The following is an 18929-nucleotide window of genomic DNA, read 5'->3' on the forward strand; positions in this document are numbered from 1 at the left end:
TCCGGGCCTGTCGTGCAGCGCCGTTGCGACAGCCGTTACGCCAGGTTCAGGCCAGGTGATTCTTTAGTGGTACCACCGCGTCCGCCACCGCCTCGGGCGCGGGGCTGCGGCCCGCTTCGAGCAGCTTGCGGCTCATCATGTGATCGACCGGCGCGTTCACCGATTCGACGCACACGAGCTGGCCGTCGACGTAGTGGAACAGCGAGAAGGCCTCGGGCTTGGGCCCCGCGCGGCGCACGCTCACCAGGCCCGGCGTGCCTTCGGCCGGCATGAGGCCCGCCATCTGCAGGCGCAGGCCGCCCTGGTCGGACCAGAACCACGCCACCGCGTCATGATCGCGCGCGGCGCCGGTCAGCGTGGCCACGGCCGTGCGCGCCTGGTCGTTCGCGTTCTGCACCGATTCGAGCCGCAGCGCGCGGCCCGCGCGGCGGTCGGGGAAGCGCGTGCAGTCGCCCACCGCGAGCACGTCGGCCGCGCTGGTCTGCATGTGGCCGTCGACCACGATGCCGTCGGCGCACTCGAGGCCCGCGGACTGCGCGAGCGCGGTCTCGGGCACGGCGCCGATGCCCAGCAGCAGCAGGTCGATCGGCTGCTTCACGCCGTTGACCTCGACCGACACGAGCCGGTCGCCCACGACCTCGAAGGCGCCGGTCTGCGCACCCAGCACGACGTCGATGCCGGCCGCGCGGTGCGTGGCCAGCACGTGCGCCGACAGCTCGGGCGACACGGCGCGGCCCAGCAGGCGCGGCGCGCATTCGATCACCTGCACGCGCTTGCCCAGCGCCTGCGCGGTGGCCGCCACTTCGAGGCCGATGAAGCCGCCGCCCAGCACCGTGACCTGCTGCGCATCCGCCAGCCGCGTGCGCAGGCGCTGCGCCTCGTCGGCAGCGCGCAGGCTCGCGACGTTCTCCAGGCCGGCCTGCAGGCCAGGCATCTGGCGTGCGCGCGTGCCGGTGGCCAGCACCAGACGCTCCCACGGCAGCACCGCGCCGGAGCGCAGCGTGACGGTGTGCGCCTCGCGGTCGATGGCCACGGCGGCGTCGCCCAGGTGCAGCGTGATGCCCGCTTCGCGGTACCAGTCGGCGGCCTTGTGCGGCTGCGTGGTTTCGTCGGCGCTCTTGAGGAAGGCCTTCGACAGCGGCGGGCGGTGGTACGGCTCGCAGGCCTCTTCGCAGACCAGGTGCACGCGCGCGCCCTGCCCGGCTTCCGCCAGGCCCGCGCAGAGCTGGGCCGCGGCGTGGCCGCCGCCGATGATGACGATGGAATTCATGGAGAACAGTCTTTCGGGAATCGTTGTCGGGTCACTCACCGCGGTTGCGCATCCAGTCGGCGGTCTTGAAGAAGGAGTCGCGCAGGCGTGCGCGCAGGTCTTCGGGCACGCCGGTCTCGCCCATCGCCTGGTCCATGCAGGCCAGCCACTGGTCGCGCTCCTTGATGCCGATGGTGTGGCCGCCGATGGCCTGCGGCAGATGCCGCGCACGGAGCATCGGGTGGCCGAATCGGTCCGTGTAGTGGGCGGGCCCGCCGAGCCAGCCGCACAGGAACCAGAACAGGCGCTGGCGCGCGTTGTCCAGGTCGGTGCCGTGCACGGCGCGCAGTTGCGCGTAGGCCGGCTCGAGGTCCATCAGGTCGTAGAAGCGCTCGACCAGTGCTTCCACCTTCGGCTCGCCGCCGATCCACTCGAAGGGCGTGCCGGCGGGCGGTTTGTCTTGAATCTGCATGAAAGCGAGTATCCCTTCGAGGGCACTCTAGAGTTGGATCAGATCGGGAATGCCCACATCGGTGCTCACGTCGGCCGTGTAGTCCACGCCGTCGACGGCGAAGCCGAACAGGCGCAGGAACTCGGTCTTGTAGCCCGCGAAATCGGTCAACTCATTGAGGTTGGCGTCGGTGACCTGCGGCCAGAGTTCCTGCACGCGCGCCTGCACCTGCGGCGCCAGCTCCTTGTAGTCGGCGCGCAGGCGGCCTTCGTCGTCCAGGTGCGGCGTGGCGCCGTACAGGCTGTCGGCGTACAGGCCGTGCACCTGCTCGATGCAGCCCTCGTGCGTGCCTTCGGCCTTCATCACCTTGAACAGCAGCGACAGGTACAGCGGCATCATCGGAATGGCCGAGCTGGCCTGCGTGACCACCGCCTTCAGCACCGACACGCGCGCGTCGCCACCCTTGGCCGCCAGCTGCGCGCGGATGTCCAGCACCTTCTCGTCAAGATCCTTCTTGGCGGCGCCGATGGAGCCGTTCCAGTAGATGTCGTGCGTGATCTGCTCGCCCAGGTAGGTGAAGGCCGTGGTCTTGGCACCGTCGGCCAGCACGCCGGCCTGCTGCAGCGCGTCGATCCACATCTGCCAGTCTTCGCCGCCCATGACGGCGACGGTGTTGTCGATCTCTTCCTGCGTGGCAGGCTCGAGCACCGATTCCTTCACGGTCCCGCTGTCGGTGTCCAGGCCGCGCAGCGTCACGGCCTTGCCGATGGGCTTGAGCACGGAGTTGAAGACCTGGCCCGTCTTCGGGTGCGTGCGGCGCGGCGCGGCCAGGCTGTAGACCACGAGGTCGACCTGGCCGAGGTCGGCGCGGATGGTCTCGATGGCCTGCTGCTTCACCGCGTCGGAAAAGCCGTCGCCGTTGATCGTCTTGGCGTAGCGCCCCTCGGCCGTGGCGGCGCGGTGGAAGGCGGCGGTGTTGTACCAGCCGGGCGAGCCGGGCTTGGTCGCGCTGCCCGCGCGTTCGAAGCACACGCCCAGCGTGTCGGCGCCGCTGCCGAAGGCCGCGGTGATGCGCGCGGCCAGGCCGTAGCCGGTGGACGCGCCGATCACCAGCACGCGCTTGGCGCCGCCCGCGATGGGGGGCCTGGCTTTGACGTACTCGATCTGTTGCCGGACATTGGCTTCGCAGCCCACGGGGTGGGTGGTGACGCAGATGAAGCCGCGCACGCGGGGTTGGATGATCATGAAAAGCTCGCTCGGTAAGACATTCGGGGGACGGCGGCGGGGCACGTCGCGGCGTCGCGAATTTAACCCAGCCGGCAACAGGCCGATTCATCAGCCCCATATGCATATGTCGATTGACGATTTAATAATCTTGGGTTTTATTGATATGGTTCCGGCCTGAATTTCACTCTGGAGAGAGGACGATCCCCACCATGCGCCACACCCTGCTTGCCGCGGCCCTTGCCGCTTCCGCCCTGCTGACCGGCGTTGCCGCCCATGCGGACCAGCTCGCCGACATCAAGAAGAAGGGCGAACTCGTGGTCGGCGTGCTCGGCACCGACGAGCCCGCCACCTTCATCGATCCGAAGACGCGCCAGATCGTCGGCTACGAGGTCGACCTGGTGAACGCCATCGCGAAAAAGATCGGCGTGAAGCCGGTGCTCAAGCAGATCGCCGTGGCCGCGCGCATTCCCGAGCTGCAGCAGGGCCACGTGGATCTGGTGGCCGCCGGCCTCACGCACAACAAGGAGCGCGAGGCGCAGATCGACTTCTCGCTCACCACCTTCGTCACCGGCCAGAAGGCCATCGTGAAGAAGACCAGCGGCATCACCGACGTACCGCAACTCGGCGGCAAGAAGGTGCTGACCATCCGCGGCGGCACGCAGGAGCCCAACATCCGCAAGGCCGTGCCCACCGCCGAGGTCGTGACCTTCGACACCAGCCAGCAGGCCTTCCAGGCGCTGCAGCAGGGCAAGGGCGTGGGCTACGTGGACGACGAGGCCGCGCTGCTGCGCAGCTACGCCAAGCTGGGCCCGCAGAAGGCGCAGTACGTGGTGCTCAAGCAGAACCTGAGCACCGAGTCGCTGGCCATCGGCATCAAGAAGGGCGAGAGCGGCCTGAAGACCGTGGTGGACGACACGCTGCGAGAGCTCGAGAAGTCGGGCGAGGCGCAGAAGATCTTCCTGAAGTGGTACGGCCCGAACACGGCCTCCGGCTTCCAGACGCGCGACTTCAAGCTCGAAACCGACAAGATCGACTGAGCCCGCGCGCTCGGCACACCAGGGGCGGGCCGCCATGCGACCCGCCCTTCGCTTTTGAGCGGCACGACGCGCATGCGTACCATGTGCGCCCCGGCGCCTTTCGCCGTGCCTCCCGTTTCCCATGCCCCTGTTCGACTATTCGCTGCTGCTGACCGGCCAGTACCACGACATGCTGGTCGCGGGCCTGTGGCTGTCGCTGCAGCTGCTCGCGGTCTCGCTCGTCTTCGCGCTGCCGCTGGCGCTGGTGGTGGCGCTGCTGCGGCTCTCGCCGCTGGCGCCGCTGCGCTGGCTCGGTTTTGCGTACGTGGAATCGATCCGCAACATCCCGCTGCTGGCCCACATGCTGTTCTGGTATTTCGGCGCACCCGAGCTGCTGCCCGAGGGCATCAAGACCTGGCTCTATGAAGGCCACATCGAGGCCTACAGCGCGATCGTGGCGCTGTCGCTGTACACGGCCGCCTTCATGGCCGAGGACATCCGCAGCGGCATCCGCTCGATCCCGGCCGTGCAATTCGAGGCCGGCCGCGCGCTGGGTTTCAGCTTCCTGGCCACGATGCGCCGCGTGGTGCTGCCGCAGGCGCTGCGCGTGACCGTGCCGCCGCTCATCTCGCAGACGCTGAGCCTGTGGAAGAACACCTCGATCGCCACCGTGATCGGCGTGGCCGAGCTGATGTACCAGGCCGGGCAGGTCGAGAGCGCGACCTTCCGCAGCTTCGAGTCGTTCGCGTTCGCGAGCGCGGCGTACCTGACGGTGTCGCTCGCCATCACCGGGCTCGCCACCTGGTACCACCACCGCTTCCCGGTGCGGACCATCTGAAGGCGGCGCGCTGATGCTCGAAATCATCCACGACTACTGGGTCTACTTCCTCATCGGCCAGTACCCGAACGGCCCGCTCGGCGGGCTGGTGCTCACGCTGCTGCTGGCCTCGTGCGGGCTGGTGCTCGCGCTGCCGCTGGGCATCGTGCTCGGCCTGGCGCGCGTGAGCCCGTGGCGCTGCGTGCGCTGGCCCGTCACGGCGCTGGTGTTCGTGGTGCGCGGCCTGCCGCTGTTGATGGTGATCTTCTGGGCCTACTTCTTCCTGCCCAGCGTCACGGGCGTGAAGACCGACCAGTTCACCACCATGCTGATCGCGCTGGTGATCTTCGATGCCGCCTACCTCGCCGAGATCGTGCGCGCCGGCATCCAGGGTCTGCCGCGCGGGCAGATGGAAACCGCGCGCGCGCTCGGCCTGAGCTACTTCGGCGCGATGCGCCTCGTGGTGCTGCCGCAGGCGCTGCGCAGCATGCTGCCCTCGCTGGTGAACCAGTTCGTCTCGACCATCAAGGAGACCTCGCTGGGCTACATCATCGGGCTGGCCGAGGTGTCGTTCATTGCCACGCAGATCAACACGCAGGTGTTCACCAAGCCGGCGCAGATCTACCTGATCCTGGGCCTGACCTACTTCATCCTGTGCTTCGGCCTCTCGCGCTTCGCCTACTGGCTGGAGCGCCGGCTCGCGCGCCGCGGCCTTCCCGCCGCGCCTCTCAAGGTGCCCGCATGATCGAACTCGAAAAAGTCAACAAGTGGTACGGCAGCTACCACGCGCTGGTCGACGTGACCGAGACCATCCACAAGGGCGAGGTGGTCGTGGTGTGCGGGCCCTCGGGCTCGGGCAAGTCGACGCTGATCCGCACCTTCAACCGGCTGGAGCCGATCCAGTCGGGCCGCATCACGCTCGACGGGCAGGACATCCACGCGCCGGGCCTGGACGTGAACGCGTTTCGCTCGCGCATCGGCTTCGTGTTCCAGCAGTTCAACCTGTTCCCGCACCTCAGCGTGCTGCAGAACTGCACCATGGCGCCGATGCAGCTGCACGGCCTGTCGCGCAAGGAAGCCGACGCGCGCGCGATGGCGCTGCTGGAGCGCGTGGGCCTGGCCAACAAGGCCAATGCGTGGCCCGGCGAGCTGTCGGGCGGCCAGCAGCAGCGCGTGGCGATCGCGCGCGCGCTCGCCATGAAGCCGCCGCTGATGCTGTTCGACGAGCCCACCAGCGCGCTCGACCCCGAGATGGTCGGCGAGGTGCTGCTGGTGATGCGCGACCTCACGCGCGACGGCATGACCATGGTCTGCGTCACGCACGAAATGGGCTTCGCGCGCGAGGTGGCCGACCGCGTGCTCTTCATGGACCAGGGCCAGGTGCTCGAACGCGCCACGCCCGACGATTTCTTCAACCGCCCGCAGCACCCGCGTGCGCAGCAGTTCCTGTCCGACATCCGTTCGCCTTTTTCGAGAGACGCATGACCGACTCCTCCCTCCCCCTCATCGACGTCGCCCCGCTGGTGGCCGGCACGCCCGAACGCGAACGCGTGGCGGCGCAGATCGGCGACGCCTGCCGCGCGCACGGCTTTTTCTACGTCACGGGCCACGGCGTCGACGCCGCGCTGATCCAGCGGCTCGAAGACCTGAGCCACCAGTTCTTCGACCTGCCCGAGGAAACCAAGATGCAATGGCGCATGGCCCTGGGCGGCCGGGCCTGGCGCGGCTTCTTCCCGCGCGGCGGCGAGCTCACCTCGGGCCGCCCCGACTGGAAGGAAGGCCTGTACCTGGGCACCGAACTGCCCGCCGACCACCCGCTGGTGCAGGCGAAGACGCCCGTGCACGGGCCGAATCTCTTTCCCGACGTGCCGGACTTTCGCGAGACCATCCTCGCGTACATGGACGCCGTCACGCAGCTGGGTCACCGGCTCATGGAAGGCATCGCACTGAGCCTCGGCCTGCCCGCTTCCTATTTCGCCGAACGCTACACGGCCGACCCGCTGATCCTGTTCCGCCTCTTCAACTACCCGACGCAGGCCGTGCCCGAGGGCTTGGACGTGCAGTGGGGCGTGGGCGAACACACCGACTACGGCCTGCTCACGATCCTGCACCAGGACACCGTGGGCGGCCTCGCGGTGCACACGCCGGGCGGCTGGATCGACGCGCCGCCGGTGCCCGGCGCCTTCGTCTGCAACATCGGCGACATGCTCGACCGCATGACCGGTGGGCTCTACAAGTCGACGCCGCACCGCGTGAAGCGCAACACCTCGGGCCGCGACCGGCTCTCGTTCCCGCTGTTCTTCGACCCGAACTTCGAGGCCCGCGTGCAGCGCATCGAAGGCCTGGCCGGTGCCGACGCGCTGGACGACAGCGCCGAGCGCTGGGACCGCGCCAACGTGCACGCCTTCAGCGGCCGCTACGGCGACTACCTGCTGGCCAAGGTGTCGAAGGTGTTCCCGCAGCTGCGGGACGAAGTGCTCTGAACTGAACCCGGGCCCTGACCGCGTCAGGGAAACCAGCGCGGCACGTGCGGCATCGCGTCGTGCAGCGAATCGAGCACCTGGAAGGCCTGCGCGACGATCGCTTCGGGCGGGTGCTTGAGGTCGGGCACCACCACCACGCGCATGCCGGCGGCCAGCGCGGCCTTGGCGCCGTTCTCGCTGTCTTCGAAGGCCACGCAATCCGCAGGGTCCACGCCCAGGCGCTCGGCCGCGAGGCGGTACAGCGCCGGGTCGGGCTTGGCGCGCGCCACCTCGTCGCCACCCGCGAAGGCCTCGAAGTGGTGAAGCACGTCGAGGCTGCCCAGGCAGGCCGCGATCTGCCCGCGCGTGGACGACGAAGCCACCGCGCAGCGCGTGCCGCGACCGCGCAGGGCGGCAAGCAGCTCGGCCGCGCCGGGCTTGATGGGAAAGAGCGGCCGGGCGTCGCCGTCGGAGCGTTCCAGCTGCAGCGCGGCGGTCACCTGCGTCGCCGCGTGCTGGTAGGCGGCCGGGCCGCCGAGCAGCGCGGCGAGGATCTGCTTAGATTCGCTCATGGCCAGCCCCACGCATTGCAGGTACTGGGCGTGCGAAAGCTCGACATCGAGCGTGCGGGCCGCGGCGATCCAGGCGGCCATGATGGGGCGCTCCGAATCGATCAGCAGCCCATCCATGTCAAAAATGGCGGCGGTGAACATCGAGGCGAATCCTAAGCGAGCGACGCGTCGGCCATGAAAAAAGGGGCCATCGGCCCCTTGTTTCGAGAAAAACGGCAACGCCGGTCAGTCCCGCGCCAGCGCCCGGTTCAGCCCCAGCGCCGCCAGCGTGCCGAGCGCGCCCGACAGCAGGTAGACGCTCACGAAGGCCAGCCCGAAGTGCGCCGACAGGCCCAGGGCGACCAGCGGGGCAAAGGCCGCGCCGATGAGCCAGGCCAGGTCGGCCGTGAGGGCCGCACCCACGTAGCGGTACTTGGGCGCGAAGTTGGAGGTCACGGCGCCGGCCGCCTGGCCGTACGACAGGCCCAGGAGCGCAAAGCCCAGCACGATGAAGATGTCCTGCCCGATGCGCCCGCCGTCGAGCAGCGTGGGCGCGAAGCCGCTGAACACGGCGATCATGGCGGCCAGGCCGCCGAGCGTGAAGCGACGGCCGATGCGGTCGGCGATCAGGCCCGAGGCCACGATGCCGATGGCGCCGAACACCGCGCCGACCATCTGCACGATCAGGAACTCGGTGATCGACTGGTCGGAGTACAGCGAAATCCACGACAGCGGGAACACCGTGATCAGGTGGAACAGCGCGTAGCTGGCCAGCGCGGCGAACGCGCCGATCAGCAGGTTGGCGCCCTGCGAACGGGTCAGCTCGACCACGCTGGTGGGCTGCAGCTCGCGCTCTTCGAGCAGGCGCGCGTACTCGTCGGTGGCCACCAGGCGCAGGCGCGCGAACAGCGCCACGACGTTGATGGCGAAGGCCACGTAGAAGGTGTAGCGCCAGCCCCAGTCGAGGAAGTCGGCCAGCGGCAGGCTGGAATACAGGTACGCGAACAGCGCGCTGGCCAGGAAGAAGCCCAGCGGTGCGCCCAGCTGGCCCAGCATGGCGTACCAGCCGCGCTTGTTGGGCGGTGCGTTCAGCGCCAGCAGCGACGGCAGGCCGTCCCACGAGCCGCCCAGTGCCAGGCCCTGGGCAAAGCGGAAGATCGACAGCAGCACGATGGCCGTGAAGCCGATGCTGGCGTAGCCCGGCAGGAAGGCGATGCCGGCGGTGGAGGTGCCCAGCAGGAACAGCGCGATGGTCAGCTTGGTCTCGCGCCCGAAGCGCCGCTGGATCGCCATCGAGATCACGGTGCCGAAGGGGCGCGCGATGAAGGCGAACGAGAAGATCACGAAGGCCCAGAGCACGCCTTCCAGGCGCTGCTCGAACGGGAAGAACACCGCCGGGAACACCAGCACCGAGGCGATGCCGTAGACGAAGAAGTCGAAATACTCGGAGGCGCGGCCGATGACCACGCCGACCGCGATCTCGCCCGGGGCGATGTGCGAATGGTCGGCGTCTGCGGCGCGGGCGCCGCCTTCGGTCGGGTGCGACACAGGCTGGGCGCCTGGTGGACTGATGCTGGACGTCGTCATCTTGCTAGCTGGCTGGCTGTAATTCGGGTGTCATGCCGGGGCACGACACAGGGGAAATTCTGGACACCCTGTAGCGTCTCACCGAATTGCGTTTACCGCCATAGGACAAAACGTCCAATAGGCGGAATCCCTTGGGCGGCGTAGATTGCAGGGTCATTTTTGCGCGGCCTTCGCACTTTCCTCTCCCGGCATGCACATCCTCAAGACCCTTCGCCGAGCACTTCTGCTGCTTTCCGCCATTTTCCTGGCGGGCTGCAACACGGTGCTGTTGAACCCCTCCGGCGACATCGCCAACCAGCAGGGACGCCTGATCGTCGTCTCCACGGTGCTGATGCTGATCATCATCATTCCGGTGATCGGCCTGACCATCTTCTTTGCCTGGCGCTATCGCCAGTCGAACAAGGAGGCCACCTACAGCCCCGACTGGGACCACTCCACGCAGCTCGAGCTGGCGATCTGGGCCGCGCCGCTCCTGATCATCATCGCGCTGGGCGCGATCACCTGGATCAGCACCCACACGCTGGACCCGTACCGCCCGCTGAGCCGCCTGGACGCGCAGCGCCCGATTCCCGCCGAAACCAAGCCGCTGGTGGTCGAGGTGGTGGCGCTGGACTGGAAGTGGCTCTTCATCTACCCCGAGCAGGGCATCGCCACGGTGAACGAGCTGGCCGCCCCGGTGGACCGCCCGATCAGCTTCAAGATCACGGCCTCGTCGGTCATGAACTCCTTCTTCATTCCCGCGCTGGCCGGCCAGATCTATGCCATGCCGGGCATGGAGACCAAGCTGCACGCGGTGATCAACAAGCCGGGCGAGTTCGACGGCTTCTCCGCCAACTACAGCGGCGCGGGCTTCTCGGGCATGCGCTTCAAGTTCCACGGTCTGAGCCACGACGGCTTCGACCAGTGGGTGGCCAAGGTCAAGACCGGCAAAGAGGGCGAACTGACCCGCGAGCAGTACAAGAAGCTCGAAGTGCCGAGCGAGCGCGAGCCCGTGCGCCACTACGCCGCGGTCGACCCGGCCCTGTACGACGCCATCCTGAACCTGTGCGTCGACCGCAACAAGATGTGCATGAAGGAAATGATGGCCATCGACGCCGACGGCGGCCTGGGCAAGCCCGGCGCCTTCAACGTCGCCACCAAGCAGGCCTGGCAGGCCGACTCCCTCGACACGCCCAAGCGCAAGTACGTCACCGCGATGTGCACCACCGAAGACTAAGATGTTGCAGAACCTAGACCTGACGAAGCTCGTCTTCGGCCGCCTCTCCTGGGAGGCGATTCCCCTTCACGAGCCGATCCTGCTCGTGACCTTCGCGGCCGTGATCCTGGGCGGCCTGGCGCTGCTGGGCGCCGTGACCTACTTCAAGCTGTGGGGCACCTTGTGGAATGACTGGATCACCAGCATCGACCACAAGAAGATCGGCATCATGTACATCATCCTGGGCCTGGTGATGCTGCTGCGCGGCTTCGCCGACGCGCTGATGATGCGGGCCCAGCAGGCCGTCGCCTTCGGCGACAACGCGGGCTTCCTGCCGCCGCACCACTACGACCAGATCTTCACCGCCCACGGCGTGATCATGATCTTCTTCGTGGCGATGCCGCTGGTCACGGGCCTCATGAACTTCGTGGTGCCGCTGCAGATCGGCGCGCGCGACGTGGCCTTCCCGTTCCTGAACAACTTCAGCTTCTGGATGACCACCTTCGGCGCCGGCCTCGTGATGGCCTCGCTGTTCGTGGGCGAGTTCGCCAAGACCGGCTGGCTGGCGTACCCGCCGCTGTCGGGCATCCTGTTCAGTCCTGACGTGGGGGTCGATTACTACATCTGGTCCTTGCAGATCGCGGGGGTGGGCACATTGCTGTCCGGCGTGAACCTGCTGGCCACCATCGTGAAGATGCGCGCGCCCGGCATGACCATGATGAAGATGCCCGTCTTCACGTGGACCGCCCTGTGCACCAACGTGCTGATCGTGGCCGCCTTCCCGGTGCTCACGGCCGTGCTGGCCCTGCTGTCGCTGGACCGTTACGTCGGCACCAACTTCTTCACGAACGACATGGGCGGCAACGCCATGATGTACGTGAACCTGATCTGGATCTGGGGCCACCCCGAGGTGTACATCCTGATCCTGCCGGCCTTCGGCATCTTCTCGGAAGTGGTCTCCACCTTCTCGGGCAAGCGCCTGTTCGGCTACGCCTCGATGGTGTACGCCACGGTCGTGATCACGATCCTGTCGTACCTCGTGTGGCTGCACCACTTCTTCACCATGGGCTCCGGCGCCAGCGTGAACTCGTTCTTCGGCATCACGACGATGATCATCTCGATCCCCACGGGGGCGAAGATCTTCAACTGGCTGTTCACCATGTACCGCGGCCGCATCCGTTTCGAGCTGCCCATGATGTGGACCATCGGCTTCATGATCACCTTCGTGATCGGCGGCATGACCGGCGTGCTGCTGGCCGTGCCCCCGGCCGACTTCGTGCTGCACAACAGCCTGTTCCTGATCGCCCACTTCCACAACGTGATCATCGGTGGCGTGCTGTTCGGCATGCTGGCAGGCATCACCTACTGGTTCCCGAAGGCCTTCGGCTACAAGCTCGATCCGTTCTGGGGCAAGTGCTCGTTCTGGTTCTGGATCGTCGGCTTCTGGATGGCCTTCATGCCGCTGTACATCCTGGGCCTGATGGGCGTCACGCGCCGCATGAGCCACTTCCAGGACATGTCGCTGCAGATCTGGTTCCAGGTCGCCGCCGTCGGCGCCGTGCTGATCGCCCTGGGCATCGCCTCGTTCCTGATCCAGCTGGTGGTGAGCTTCATCCGCCGCGAGTCGCTGCGCGACACCACGGGCGACCCGTGGAACGGCCGCACGCTGGAGTGGTCGACCTCGTCGCCGCCGCCGGCCTACAACTTCGCGTTCACGCCGCGCGTGCATGACAACGACGCCTGGACCGACATGAAGGCCCGCGGCTACCAGCGTCCGCTGGACGGCTTCAGCCCCGTGCACATGCCCAAGAACACGGCCGCCGGCTTCATCATCGCGGCGCTGAGCGCGGTGTGCGGCTTTGCCCTGATCTGGCAGATGTGGCTCGTGGCCGGCATCGGCTTCGTGGCCATGATGGTCGCGATCATCGCCCACACCTTCAACTACAAGCGCGACTACTACATCCCCGCGGAAGAAGTCGTTCGCACCGAAGAAGCACGCACGCGCCTCTTGGCCACCGCCCATGTCTGATACCACCGCCCTCCCCTCCCGGAACGCGAACGCACCGGCGTTCGACCTGTTCCACGTCCGCAACGAGGACCACCACCCCGAGAACGGCACGCTGCTGGGCTTCTGGCTCTACCTGATGAGCGACTGCCTCATCTTCGCCTGCCTGTTCGCGGTGTACGGCGTGCTGGGCCGCAGCTACGCGGCCGGCCCCTCGGGCGCCGACCTGTTCGACCTGCCGCTGGTGGCGATGAACACCTCGCTGCTGCTGCTGTCGTCGATCACCTACGGCTTCGCCATGCTCGAGATGCAGCGCAAGCGCATGGGCGGCGTGCTGCTGTGGCTGGGCATCACGGGCCTCCTGGGCCTGGGCTTCATCGGCCTGGAGCTGTACGAGTTCGCGCACCTGCTGCACGAAGGCGCCGGCCCGCAGCGCAGCGCCTTCCTGTCGTCGTTCTTCGCGCTGGTGGGCACGCACGGCCTGCACGTGAGCTTCGGCATCATCTGGCTGGTCGTGCTGATGGTCCAGCTGCCCAAGCACGGCTTCACCGCTGCCAACCGCCGCCGCCTGATGTGCCTGTCGATGTTCTGGCACTTCCTGGACGTCGTGTGGATCGGCGTCTTCACCTTTGTCTACCTCATGGGATCGATGGCATGAGCGCCCCCGCACACACCGCCACCGCCGCACACGGCCACGGCGCACACGACAGCCACGGTCACGGCGACCACCACGACGACGGCCCCGTGAGCCACAGCACCTTCAAGGGCTACATGACCGGCTTCGTGCTGGCCGTGATCCTGACCGCGATCCCGTTCTGGCTCGTGATGGGCAAGGTGATCGCCAACCCGAGCACCACCGCCCTCGTCATCCTCGGCTTCGCCGTGGTGCAGATCGTGGTCCACATGGTGTACTTCCTGCACATGGACGCCAAGTCCGAAGGCGGCTGGAACATGCTGGCGCTGATCTTCACGCTGGTGCTCGTGGTCATCACGCTGGCCGGGTCGCTGTGGGTCATGTATCACATGAACACCAACATGATGCCGGCCATGGTCCACGACATGAAGAACATGCCCTGATGGCCCCGGCCGCCCGCCCGCGCTCGGTTGTCACGCGTGCGGCGCTGGCGGTCTGCGCCGTCCTTGCCTTTGCCGGCTTTCTTGCGCTCGGCACCTGGCAGGTCGAACGCCGGGCCTGGAAGCTCGATCTCATCGCCCGCGTCGACCAGCGCGTGCACGCCCCGGCCACCGACGCGCCGGCGCGATCCGAATGGCCCACGGTCAACGCGGCCAACGACGAATACCGGCACGTGCGCCTTCGCGGCACGTTCCTCCATGACAAGGAAGCGCTGGTGCAGGCCAGCACCCGGCTCGGCGCCGGCTTCTGGGTGCTGACCCCGCTGCGCACCGCCGACGGCAGCGTCGTGCTCGTCAACCGTGGCTTCGTGCCGCCTGAAGCGCGTGAACGCGCGGCCCGCACCGCCCCCGAGCCCCAGGGCGACACCACCGTGGCCGGCCTGCTGCGCCTGACCGAACCCAAGGGCGGCTTCCTGCGCACGAACGACCCTGCGGCCGACCGCTGGTTCTCGCGCGACGTGCAGGCCATTGCCGCCGCGCGCGGCCTGGCCGACGTGGCGCCCTACTTCGTCGATGCCGAGGCCGGCGCTGCGCCCGCACAGGCTGCGCCCACGTGGCCAGCAGGCGGCCTGACCGTCATCGCCTTCCCCAACAGCCACCTCGTCTACGCCCTCACCTGGTACGGGCTGGCGCTGATGGTGCTCGGCGCCTATGGGTTCGTGTGGCGCGACGACCGGCGCCGACGGGCATCGCAAGACGGTAGCGGCGAAAATGCACCGCATGCCGACGCCGCACGCCCCGACCCCGCCGATGCCCGCCGCGACTGACAAGCTGGTCGCGGTGGCCGGCGAGCTGCACGCTCCGCGCGCGGGCGTCGCGAGCCTGGACAACGCCATCGGCCACCAGAACATGCAGCAGCTGATCCAGCTGCGCTGGTTCGCCGTGGTCGGGCAGGTGGCCACCATCCTCGTGGTGCACTACGGCTTCGGCATCCGCCTGCCGCTGAACCACATGCTGCAGGTGCTCACCTGCCTGGCCCTGTTCAACATGGTGAGCCTGCTGCGCCTGCGCATCCATGGCCGCGTGACCAACGAAGAGCTGTTCGTCGCGCTGCTGGTCGACGTGGCCACGCTCACGGCCCAGCTGTACCTCAGCGGCGGCGCCACCAACCCCTTCGTCTTCCTGTACCTGCTGCAGGTGATCCTGGGCGCGGTGCTGCTCAAGGCCTGGTCGACCTGGACCATCGTGGTCATCACCGGCCTGTGCTTCGCGGGCCTGGCGCTGTTCTCGCGCCCGCTGCCGCTGCCGCTGGACCACGACCGCGGCCTGTGGAGCCCCTACGTGCAGGGCATGCTGGTGTGCTTTGCGCTCAACGCCGCGCTGCTGGTGGTCTTCATCACCCGCATCAGCCGCAACCTGCGCGTGCGCGACGCGCGGCTGGCCGACCTGCGCCAGCGCGCGTCGGAAGAAGAACACATCGTGCGCATGGGCCTGCTGGCCTCGGGCGCGGCGCACGAGCTGGGCACGCCGCTGGCCACGCTGGCCGTGATCCTGGGCGACTGGCGCCGGCTGCCGCACTTCAGCTCCGACCCCGAGCTGCTGCAGGAAGTGGCCGAGATGGAAGTGCAGATCCAGCGCTGCAAGAGCATCGTGAGCGGCATCCTGCTGTCGGCCGGCGAGACGCGCGGCGAGTCGTCCGAAGAAACCACCGTGCGCACCTTCCTGGACGACCTCGTCGAAGAATGGCGCACCACGCGCCCGGTCGAGGAGTTCGACTACGAGAACCTGTTCGGGCAGGACCTGCCCATGGTGTCCGACTCGGCCATCAAGCAGATGGTGTGCAACGTGCTCGACAACGCACTCGAGGCCTCGCCGCACTGGCTGCGCCTGGAAGCCACGCACGACGCCGACGCGCTCACCATCACCGTCACCGACGCGGGCCCCGGCTTCATGCCGGCCATCCTCGCGGAGTTCGGCAAGCCCTACCAGTCGAGCAAGGGCCGGCCCGGCGGCGGGCTGGGCCTGTTCCTGGTCGTGAACGTGGCGCGCACCCTGGGCGGACGCGTCGCCGTGCGCAACCGCCCCGAGGGCGGCGCCATCGTGACCATCACGCTGCCGCTGGCGGCCATCGTGCTCGAAGAGGACGACGAAGCAGCCGCCCCCCTCGCGGACAACGCCGCCCCCCAAGCCCCGAGCAGCCCATGACCCACACACCCGACACCGCCGAAGTCCGCCAGCTGCTCATCGTCGAGGACGACGAGGCCTTCGCGCGCACGCTCGCGCGTTCCTTCGAGCGGCGCGGCTACGTGGTGGTGCATGCGCGCAACCTCGAGGAAGTGGAAGCGCTGCTCGAGGAAGGCGATGGCCCTTCGCCCGGCTACGCCGTGGTCGACCTGAAGCTCAACGGCGAGGCCTCGGGCCTGGCCTGCGTGCAGATGCTGCACCGGCACGACGCCGAGATGCTGATCGTGGTGCTCACCGGCTTCGCGAGCATCGCCACCGCCGTCGAGGCCATCAAGCTCGGCGCCTGCCACTACCTGGCCAAGCCTTCGAACACCGACGACATCGAGGCCGCCTTCGGCCGCGCCGCCGGCACCACCGAGGTCGAACTGACCAACCGCTCCACCTCGATCAAGACGCTGGAGTGGGAGCGCATCCACGAAATGCTGGCCGAGACCGGCTTCAACATCTCGGAAACCGCGCGCCGGCTCGGCATGCATCGGCGCACATTGGCACGCAAACTCGGCAAACAGCAGGTCAAGTAACATGATCTGCCGGTTTCGCGAATTCTTGCGGAACCAACACCGACCCCGGAGGCTCTGTTCCTGATGACGAATAGCCCGCCGCTGCAGCTGCAGCCCGCCCATTCCACCGATCTGCAGAAAAAGCAGGCGTCCGCCGCGCGCGACCAGACCGCGATGGAAGAGCTCTTCAACGCCCTGAGCCACGGCCTGGGCCTGCTGCTGGCGATCGCCTCGCTGCCGATCCTGGTCTACAGCGCCGCCCAGAAGGGCCAGGCCGCGGCCGTGGTGGGCGCCTCGCTCTTCGCGGGCACGGCCATCGTGCTGTACCTGATCTCCACGCTCTACCACGCGCTGCCCATCGGCCGCGCCAAGGCCTGGTTCAACCGGCTCGACCACGCGGCCATCTACCTGTTCATTGCGGGCAGCTACATGCCCTTTCTGTTCGGCGTGCTGCGCGGGCCCTGGGGCTGGACGCTGTTCGGCGCCATCACCGCCGCCGCCGTGCTGGGCGTGGGCGCCAAGCTGTTCAACCGCCTGCAGCACCCACTGTGGTCGACCGGCCTGTACGTGGCGATGGGCTGGATGGCGCTGATGGCGGCGGTGCCACTGTACGAGCGCATGTCATCGGCGGGACTGACCTGGCTGGTGGCCGGCGGGCTGTTCTACACGGCCGGGGCCGTGGTGTTCCTGTTCGACAACAAGGTGCGCTACGCGCATTCGGTGTGGCACCTGTTCGTGCTGGCCGGCAGCACCTGCCACTTCTTCGCCGTGCTCTGGCACGCGCACGGCTGAGCGATCTTCATCAATAGTGGGGTGGGAGTTCGTCGCGCAGGTTGCGCGCGCCCCCGTCCTGCCCTGCGTTCTGGCTTTGCAGCCGCAGTTGCGCGACCTGCAGGATCAGGCTGTCGATCTGCTGCTGTTGCCGGTAGATCGTCATGTTCAGCTGCTCGAGCAGGTCTTCGGCATAGCTCGACTTGATCTCGAGGTCGTTCAGGCGCTCTGTCACGTCGTTCGGTGAATGTTCCATGCCGCTATTGGACAGGAAGATCCACCGCCTTTCTTGACAGCGCCCCGCTCAGCGCCGGACCTTCGCCTCGAGCAGGTCGCCCATGCCGATGCGGCGGGCGAAGTCGATGCGCACGCGCTCCGACACCTCGAAGACCTCGGCCGCACCGTCGCCCACGAAGTCGATCAGCGAACGCATCGGCCGCGTGCCGGCCGGCAGGCCCACGATGCGCACGATGACGTCGGCCACGGCCTGCGGATCGGCATGCTCGGGCGTGAGGGCGGACAGGCGCTCGCCGATGCGGTCCATCACGCCGTCGTAGCGGCTGTAGGCGGCGGCAATGGCCGCATCGGAGGGCTTGCCCGCAGTCGGAAAGTGATCGGTGCCCCGCGTGAACGCGCCCGGCACGACGATCGAGGTCTCGATGCCGAAGCGCGCGATCTCGTAGGCCAGCGTCACCGCCAGCGAATCCATGGCCGCCTTGGCCGCGCCGTACGGGCCCATGAACGGCGGAAAGCCGCCCTTGGTGGTCGTGCTGCTGATCCACAGCATCAGCCCCGACTCCTGCTGGCGCAGGTACGGCAGCACTGCGCGGTTCACGCGCTGGGCGCCGAGCACGTTGGTGTCGAACACCTGGGTGATGTCTTCCGGCGTGAAGGCCTCGGTCGGCCCGACCACGAGATGGCCCGCGTTCTGCATCACCACATCGAGGCGGCCCTGCGCCTGGACGATGGTCGCCGCGGCGGCGTCGGCGGAGGCCTGCGACAGCACATCGAGTTCGAGCGGATGCAGCTGAAGCCCCTGGGCCGTGGCCAGGGCACGCAGCTCGGCCGCGCGCGCCTTGTTCCGGCCCGCGATGTCGCGCATGGAGGCATAGACGATGTGGCCCGCTTCGGCGAGCGCCTGCGCGCTGAGCTTGCCGATGCCGGAGCCGGCGCCAGTGACGAGGATGACGGATTGCATGATGGAACCCCTTGAATGAAGGTGGGAGGAAGAAAAGAAAGTCCGGTGCTCAGTGCACGCGGCGCTGCAGCAGGTGGGCCACCCACGCCGCCATCGATCCGAGTGCCGCCGCGCCGGCCAGCGTGGCGAACAGCGACAGCGAAGGGGGCTGGTGGACCGCGAAGAACGCGATCAGCCCGAGGAAATAGCACGGCAGGTTGTTCAGTCGCGGCACGCTGCGCATCGACACCACGAGGAGCGCCACGAACAGCACCACCACCGGCAGCGCCGCGGCGCCCGCGACCGGGGCCAGCGCGGCGATGGCCAGGGCCGCGCCCTTGCCGATCAGCAGGCCCAGGCTCACGCAGACGAGGTTGAACACGCCGTCGCGTGCGGTCGCGCCGCGGGTGTAGAACGCCACCCAGCCGACGAACATCGCCCACACGGGCAGTTCGAGCACGAGCGCCATCGCCGAAGCGGCAGCGGCCACCACGGCCGCGGCGGCCGTGAACGCCGTGTACGCGAGGCTGAAGAAGCGCGGGGTGGCCGCGCGGGGTGAAGGCGGGTGCATGGTGCGTGCTCCGTGGATGTCGTGGGAGGCCA

General features: G+C 68.0%; 21 protein-coding genes. 13 read left to right on the top strand and 8 right to left on the bottom strand.

Annotated features, from left to right (window positions below):
• Positions 1 to 46: 46 nt before the first annotated feature.
• From AC1RL8_RS19015 to fabV, 3 genes are read right to left on the bottom strand one after another with little or no spacing between them, the layout of a single operon-like run.
• The gene (locus AC1RL8_RS19015) at positions 47 to 1270 is read right to left on the bottom strand and encodes an NAD(P)/FAD-dependent oxidoreductase (RefSeq protein ID WP_492685827.1); all 1224 of its coding nucleotides are present in this window, start codon (positions 1268 to 1270) and stop codon (positions 47 to 49) included.
• A 31-nt stretch (positions 1271 to 1301) separates the two neighbouring features.
• The gene (locus AC1RL8_RS19020; RefSeq protein ID WP_056578450.1) at positions 1302 to 1721 is read right to left on the bottom strand and encodes a group II truncated hemoglobin; all 420 of its coding nucleotides are present in this window, start codon (positions 1719 to 1721) and stop codon (positions 1302 to 1304) included.
• A 27-nt stretch (positions 1722 to 1748) separates the two neighbouring features.
• On the bottom strand, positions 1749 to 2945 hold the full coding sequence (gene fabV, locus AC1RL8_RS19025) for an enoyl-ACP reductase FabV (RefSeq protein ID WP_492685826.1): 1197 nt from the start codon (positions 2943 to 2945) through the stop codon (positions 1749 to 1751).
• 191 nt (positions 2946 to 3136) lie between these two features.
• On the opposite strand from fabV, the gene AC1RL8_RS19030 reads away from it, so the two are divergent.
• The 5 genes from AC1RL8_RS19030 to AC1RL8_RS19050 all read left to right on the top strand — a co-directional run bounded on the left by AC1RL8_RS19030 (position 3137) and on the right by AC1RL8_RS19050 (position 7243).
• Positions 3137 to 3964, top strand: coding sequence for an ABC transporter substrate-binding protein (locus AC1RL8_RS19030; protein WP_159274898.1), 828 nt, complete (start codon positions 3137 to 3139; stop codon positions 3962 to 3964).
• A 121-nt stretch (positions 3965 to 4085) separates the two neighbouring features.
• Positions 4086 to 4781: an amino acid ABC transporter permease gene (locus AC1RL8_RS19035; RefSeq protein WP_099792089.1), complete on the top strand. Its 696-nt coding sequence runs from the start codon at positions 4086 to 4088 to the stop codon at positions 4779 to 4781.
• 13 nt (positions 4782 to 4794) lie between these two features.
• Entirely contained in the window at positions 4795 to 5505 is a 711-nt protein-coding gene (locus tag AC1RL8_RS19040) for an amino acid ABC transporter permease (protein ID WP_070061508.1), read from the top strand.
• The gene (locus AC1RL8_RS19045; protein WP_099792091.1) at positions 5502 to 6245 is read left to right on the top strand and encodes an amino acid ABC transporter ATP-binding protein; all 744 of its coding nucleotides are present in this window, start codon (positions 5502 to 5504) and stop codon (positions 6243 to 6245) included. Before AC1RL8_RS19040 ends, AC1RL8_RS19045 begins: the two co-directional genes overlap by 4 nt.
• Entirely contained in the window at positions 6242 to 7243 is a 1002-nt protein-coding gene (locus tag AC1RL8_RS19050) for an isopenicillin N synthase family dioxygenase (RefSeq protein ID WP_492685825.1), read from the top strand. The genes AC1RL8_RS19045 and AC1RL8_RS19050 overlap by 4 nt, the downstream gene beginning before the upstream one ends.
• Positions 7244 to 7266: 23 nt before the next feature.
• Here the strand turns inward: AC1RL8_RS19050 and AC1RL8_RS19055 are convergent, their stop codons facing one another.
• Positions 7267 to 7935, bottom strand: coding sequence for an HAD family hydrolase (locus AC1RL8_RS19055; RefSeq protein ID WP_492685824.1), 669 nt, complete (start codon positions 7933 to 7935; stop codon positions 7267 to 7269).
• A gap of 84 nt (positions 7936 to 8019) precedes the next feature.
• The gene (locus AC1RL8_RS19060; protein WP_070061504.1) at positions 8020 to 9360 is read right to left on the bottom strand and encodes an MFS transporter; all 1341 of its coding nucleotides are present in this window, start codon (positions 9358 to 9360) and stop codon (positions 8020 to 8022) included.
• Between the two features lie 190 nt (positions 9361 to 9550).
• Between AC1RL8_RS19060 and cyoA the strand changes: the two genes are divergently transcribed.
• From cyoA to trhA, 8 genes are all read left to right on the top strand, one after another.
• Entirely contained in the window at positions 9551 to 10576 is a 1026-nt protein-coding gene (cyoA, locus tag AC1RL8_RS19065; RefSeq protein ID WP_492685823.1) for a ubiquinol oxidase subunit II, read from the top strand.
• Position 10577: 1 nt separating this feature from the next.
• On the top strand, positions 10578 to 12584 hold the full coding sequence (gene cyoB, locus AC1RL8_RS19070) for a cytochrome o ubiquinol oxidase subunit I (protein ID WP_492685822.1): 2007 nt from the start codon (positions 10578 to 10580) through the stop codon (positions 12582 to 12584).
• Entirely contained in the window at positions 12577 to 13218 is a 642-nt protein-coding gene (gene cyoC, locus AC1RL8_RS19075) for a cytochrome o ubiquinol oxidase subunit III (RefSeq protein ID WP_062469091.1), read from the top strand. The genes cyoB and cyoC overlap by 8 nt, the downstream gene beginning before the upstream one ends.
• Entirely contained in the window at positions 13215 to 13637 is a 423-nt protein-coding gene (cyoD, locus tag AC1RL8_RS19080) for a cytochrome o ubiquinol oxidase subunit IV (protein WP_062469089.1), read from the top strand. The genes cyoC and cyoD overlap by 4 nt, the downstream gene beginning before the upstream one ends.
• Positions 13637 to 14461, top strand: coding sequence for an SURF1 family protein (locus tag AC1RL8_RS19085; RefSeq protein ID WP_492685821.1), 825 nt, complete (start codon positions 13637 to 13639; stop codon positions 14459 to 14461). Before cyoD ends, AC1RL8_RS19085 begins: the two co-directional genes overlap by 1 nt.
• Positions 14445 to 15839, top strand: coding sequence for an ATP-binding protein (locus AC1RL8_RS19090; protein ID WP_492685820.1), 1395 nt, complete (start codon positions 14445 to 14447; stop codon positions 15837 to 15839). Before AC1RL8_RS19085 ends, AC1RL8_RS19090 begins: the two co-directional genes overlap by 17 nt.
• On the top strand, positions 15836 to 16399 hold the full coding sequence (locus AC1RL8_RS19095; RefSeq protein ID WP_062469084.1) for a response regulator transcription factor: 564 nt from the start codon (positions 15836 to 15838) through the stop codon (positions 16397 to 16399). Before AC1RL8_RS19090 ends, AC1RL8_RS19095 begins: the two co-directional genes overlap by 4 nt.
• 63 nt (positions 16400 to 16462) lie before the next feature.
• On the top strand, positions 16463 to 17170 hold the full coding sequence (gene trhA / locus AC1RL8_RS19100; protein ID WP_492685819.1) for a PAQR family membrane homeostasis protein TrhA: 708 nt from the start codon (positions 16463 to 16465) through the stop codon (positions 17168 to 17170).
• 10 nt (positions 17171 to 17180) lie between these two features.
• Here trhA and AC1RL8_RS19105 read toward each other — a convergent pair whose 3' ends face one another.
• Genes AC1RL8_RS19105 through AC1RL8_RS19115 form a run of 3 tightly spaced genes read right to left on the bottom strand, consistent with a single transcriptional unit; the run spans position 17181 to position 18897 of the window.
• Entirely contained in the window at positions 17181 to 17405 is a 225-nt protein-coding gene (locus tag AC1RL8_RS19105; protein WP_062469081.1) for a SlyX family protein, read from the bottom strand.
• A gap of 48 nt (positions 17406 to 17453) precedes the next feature.
• Positions 17454 to 18347: an SDR family NAD(P)-dependent oxidoreductase gene (locus AC1RL8_RS19110; protein WP_492685818.1), complete on the bottom strand. Its 894-nt coding sequence runs from the start codon at positions 18345 to 18347 to the stop codon at positions 17454 to 17456.
• A gap of 49 nt (positions 18348 to 18396) precedes the next feature.
• Complete coding sequence (locus AC1RL8_RS19115) at positions 18397 to 18897, bottom strand: DUF1097 domain-containing protein (protein WP_492685817.1); 501 nt, start codon at positions 18895 to 18897, stop codon at positions 18397 to 18399.
• Positions 18898 to 18929: the final 32 nt, after the last annotated feature.

The sequence above is a fragment of the Variovorax sp. GW822-FHT04E09 genome, from assembly GCF_058800845.1.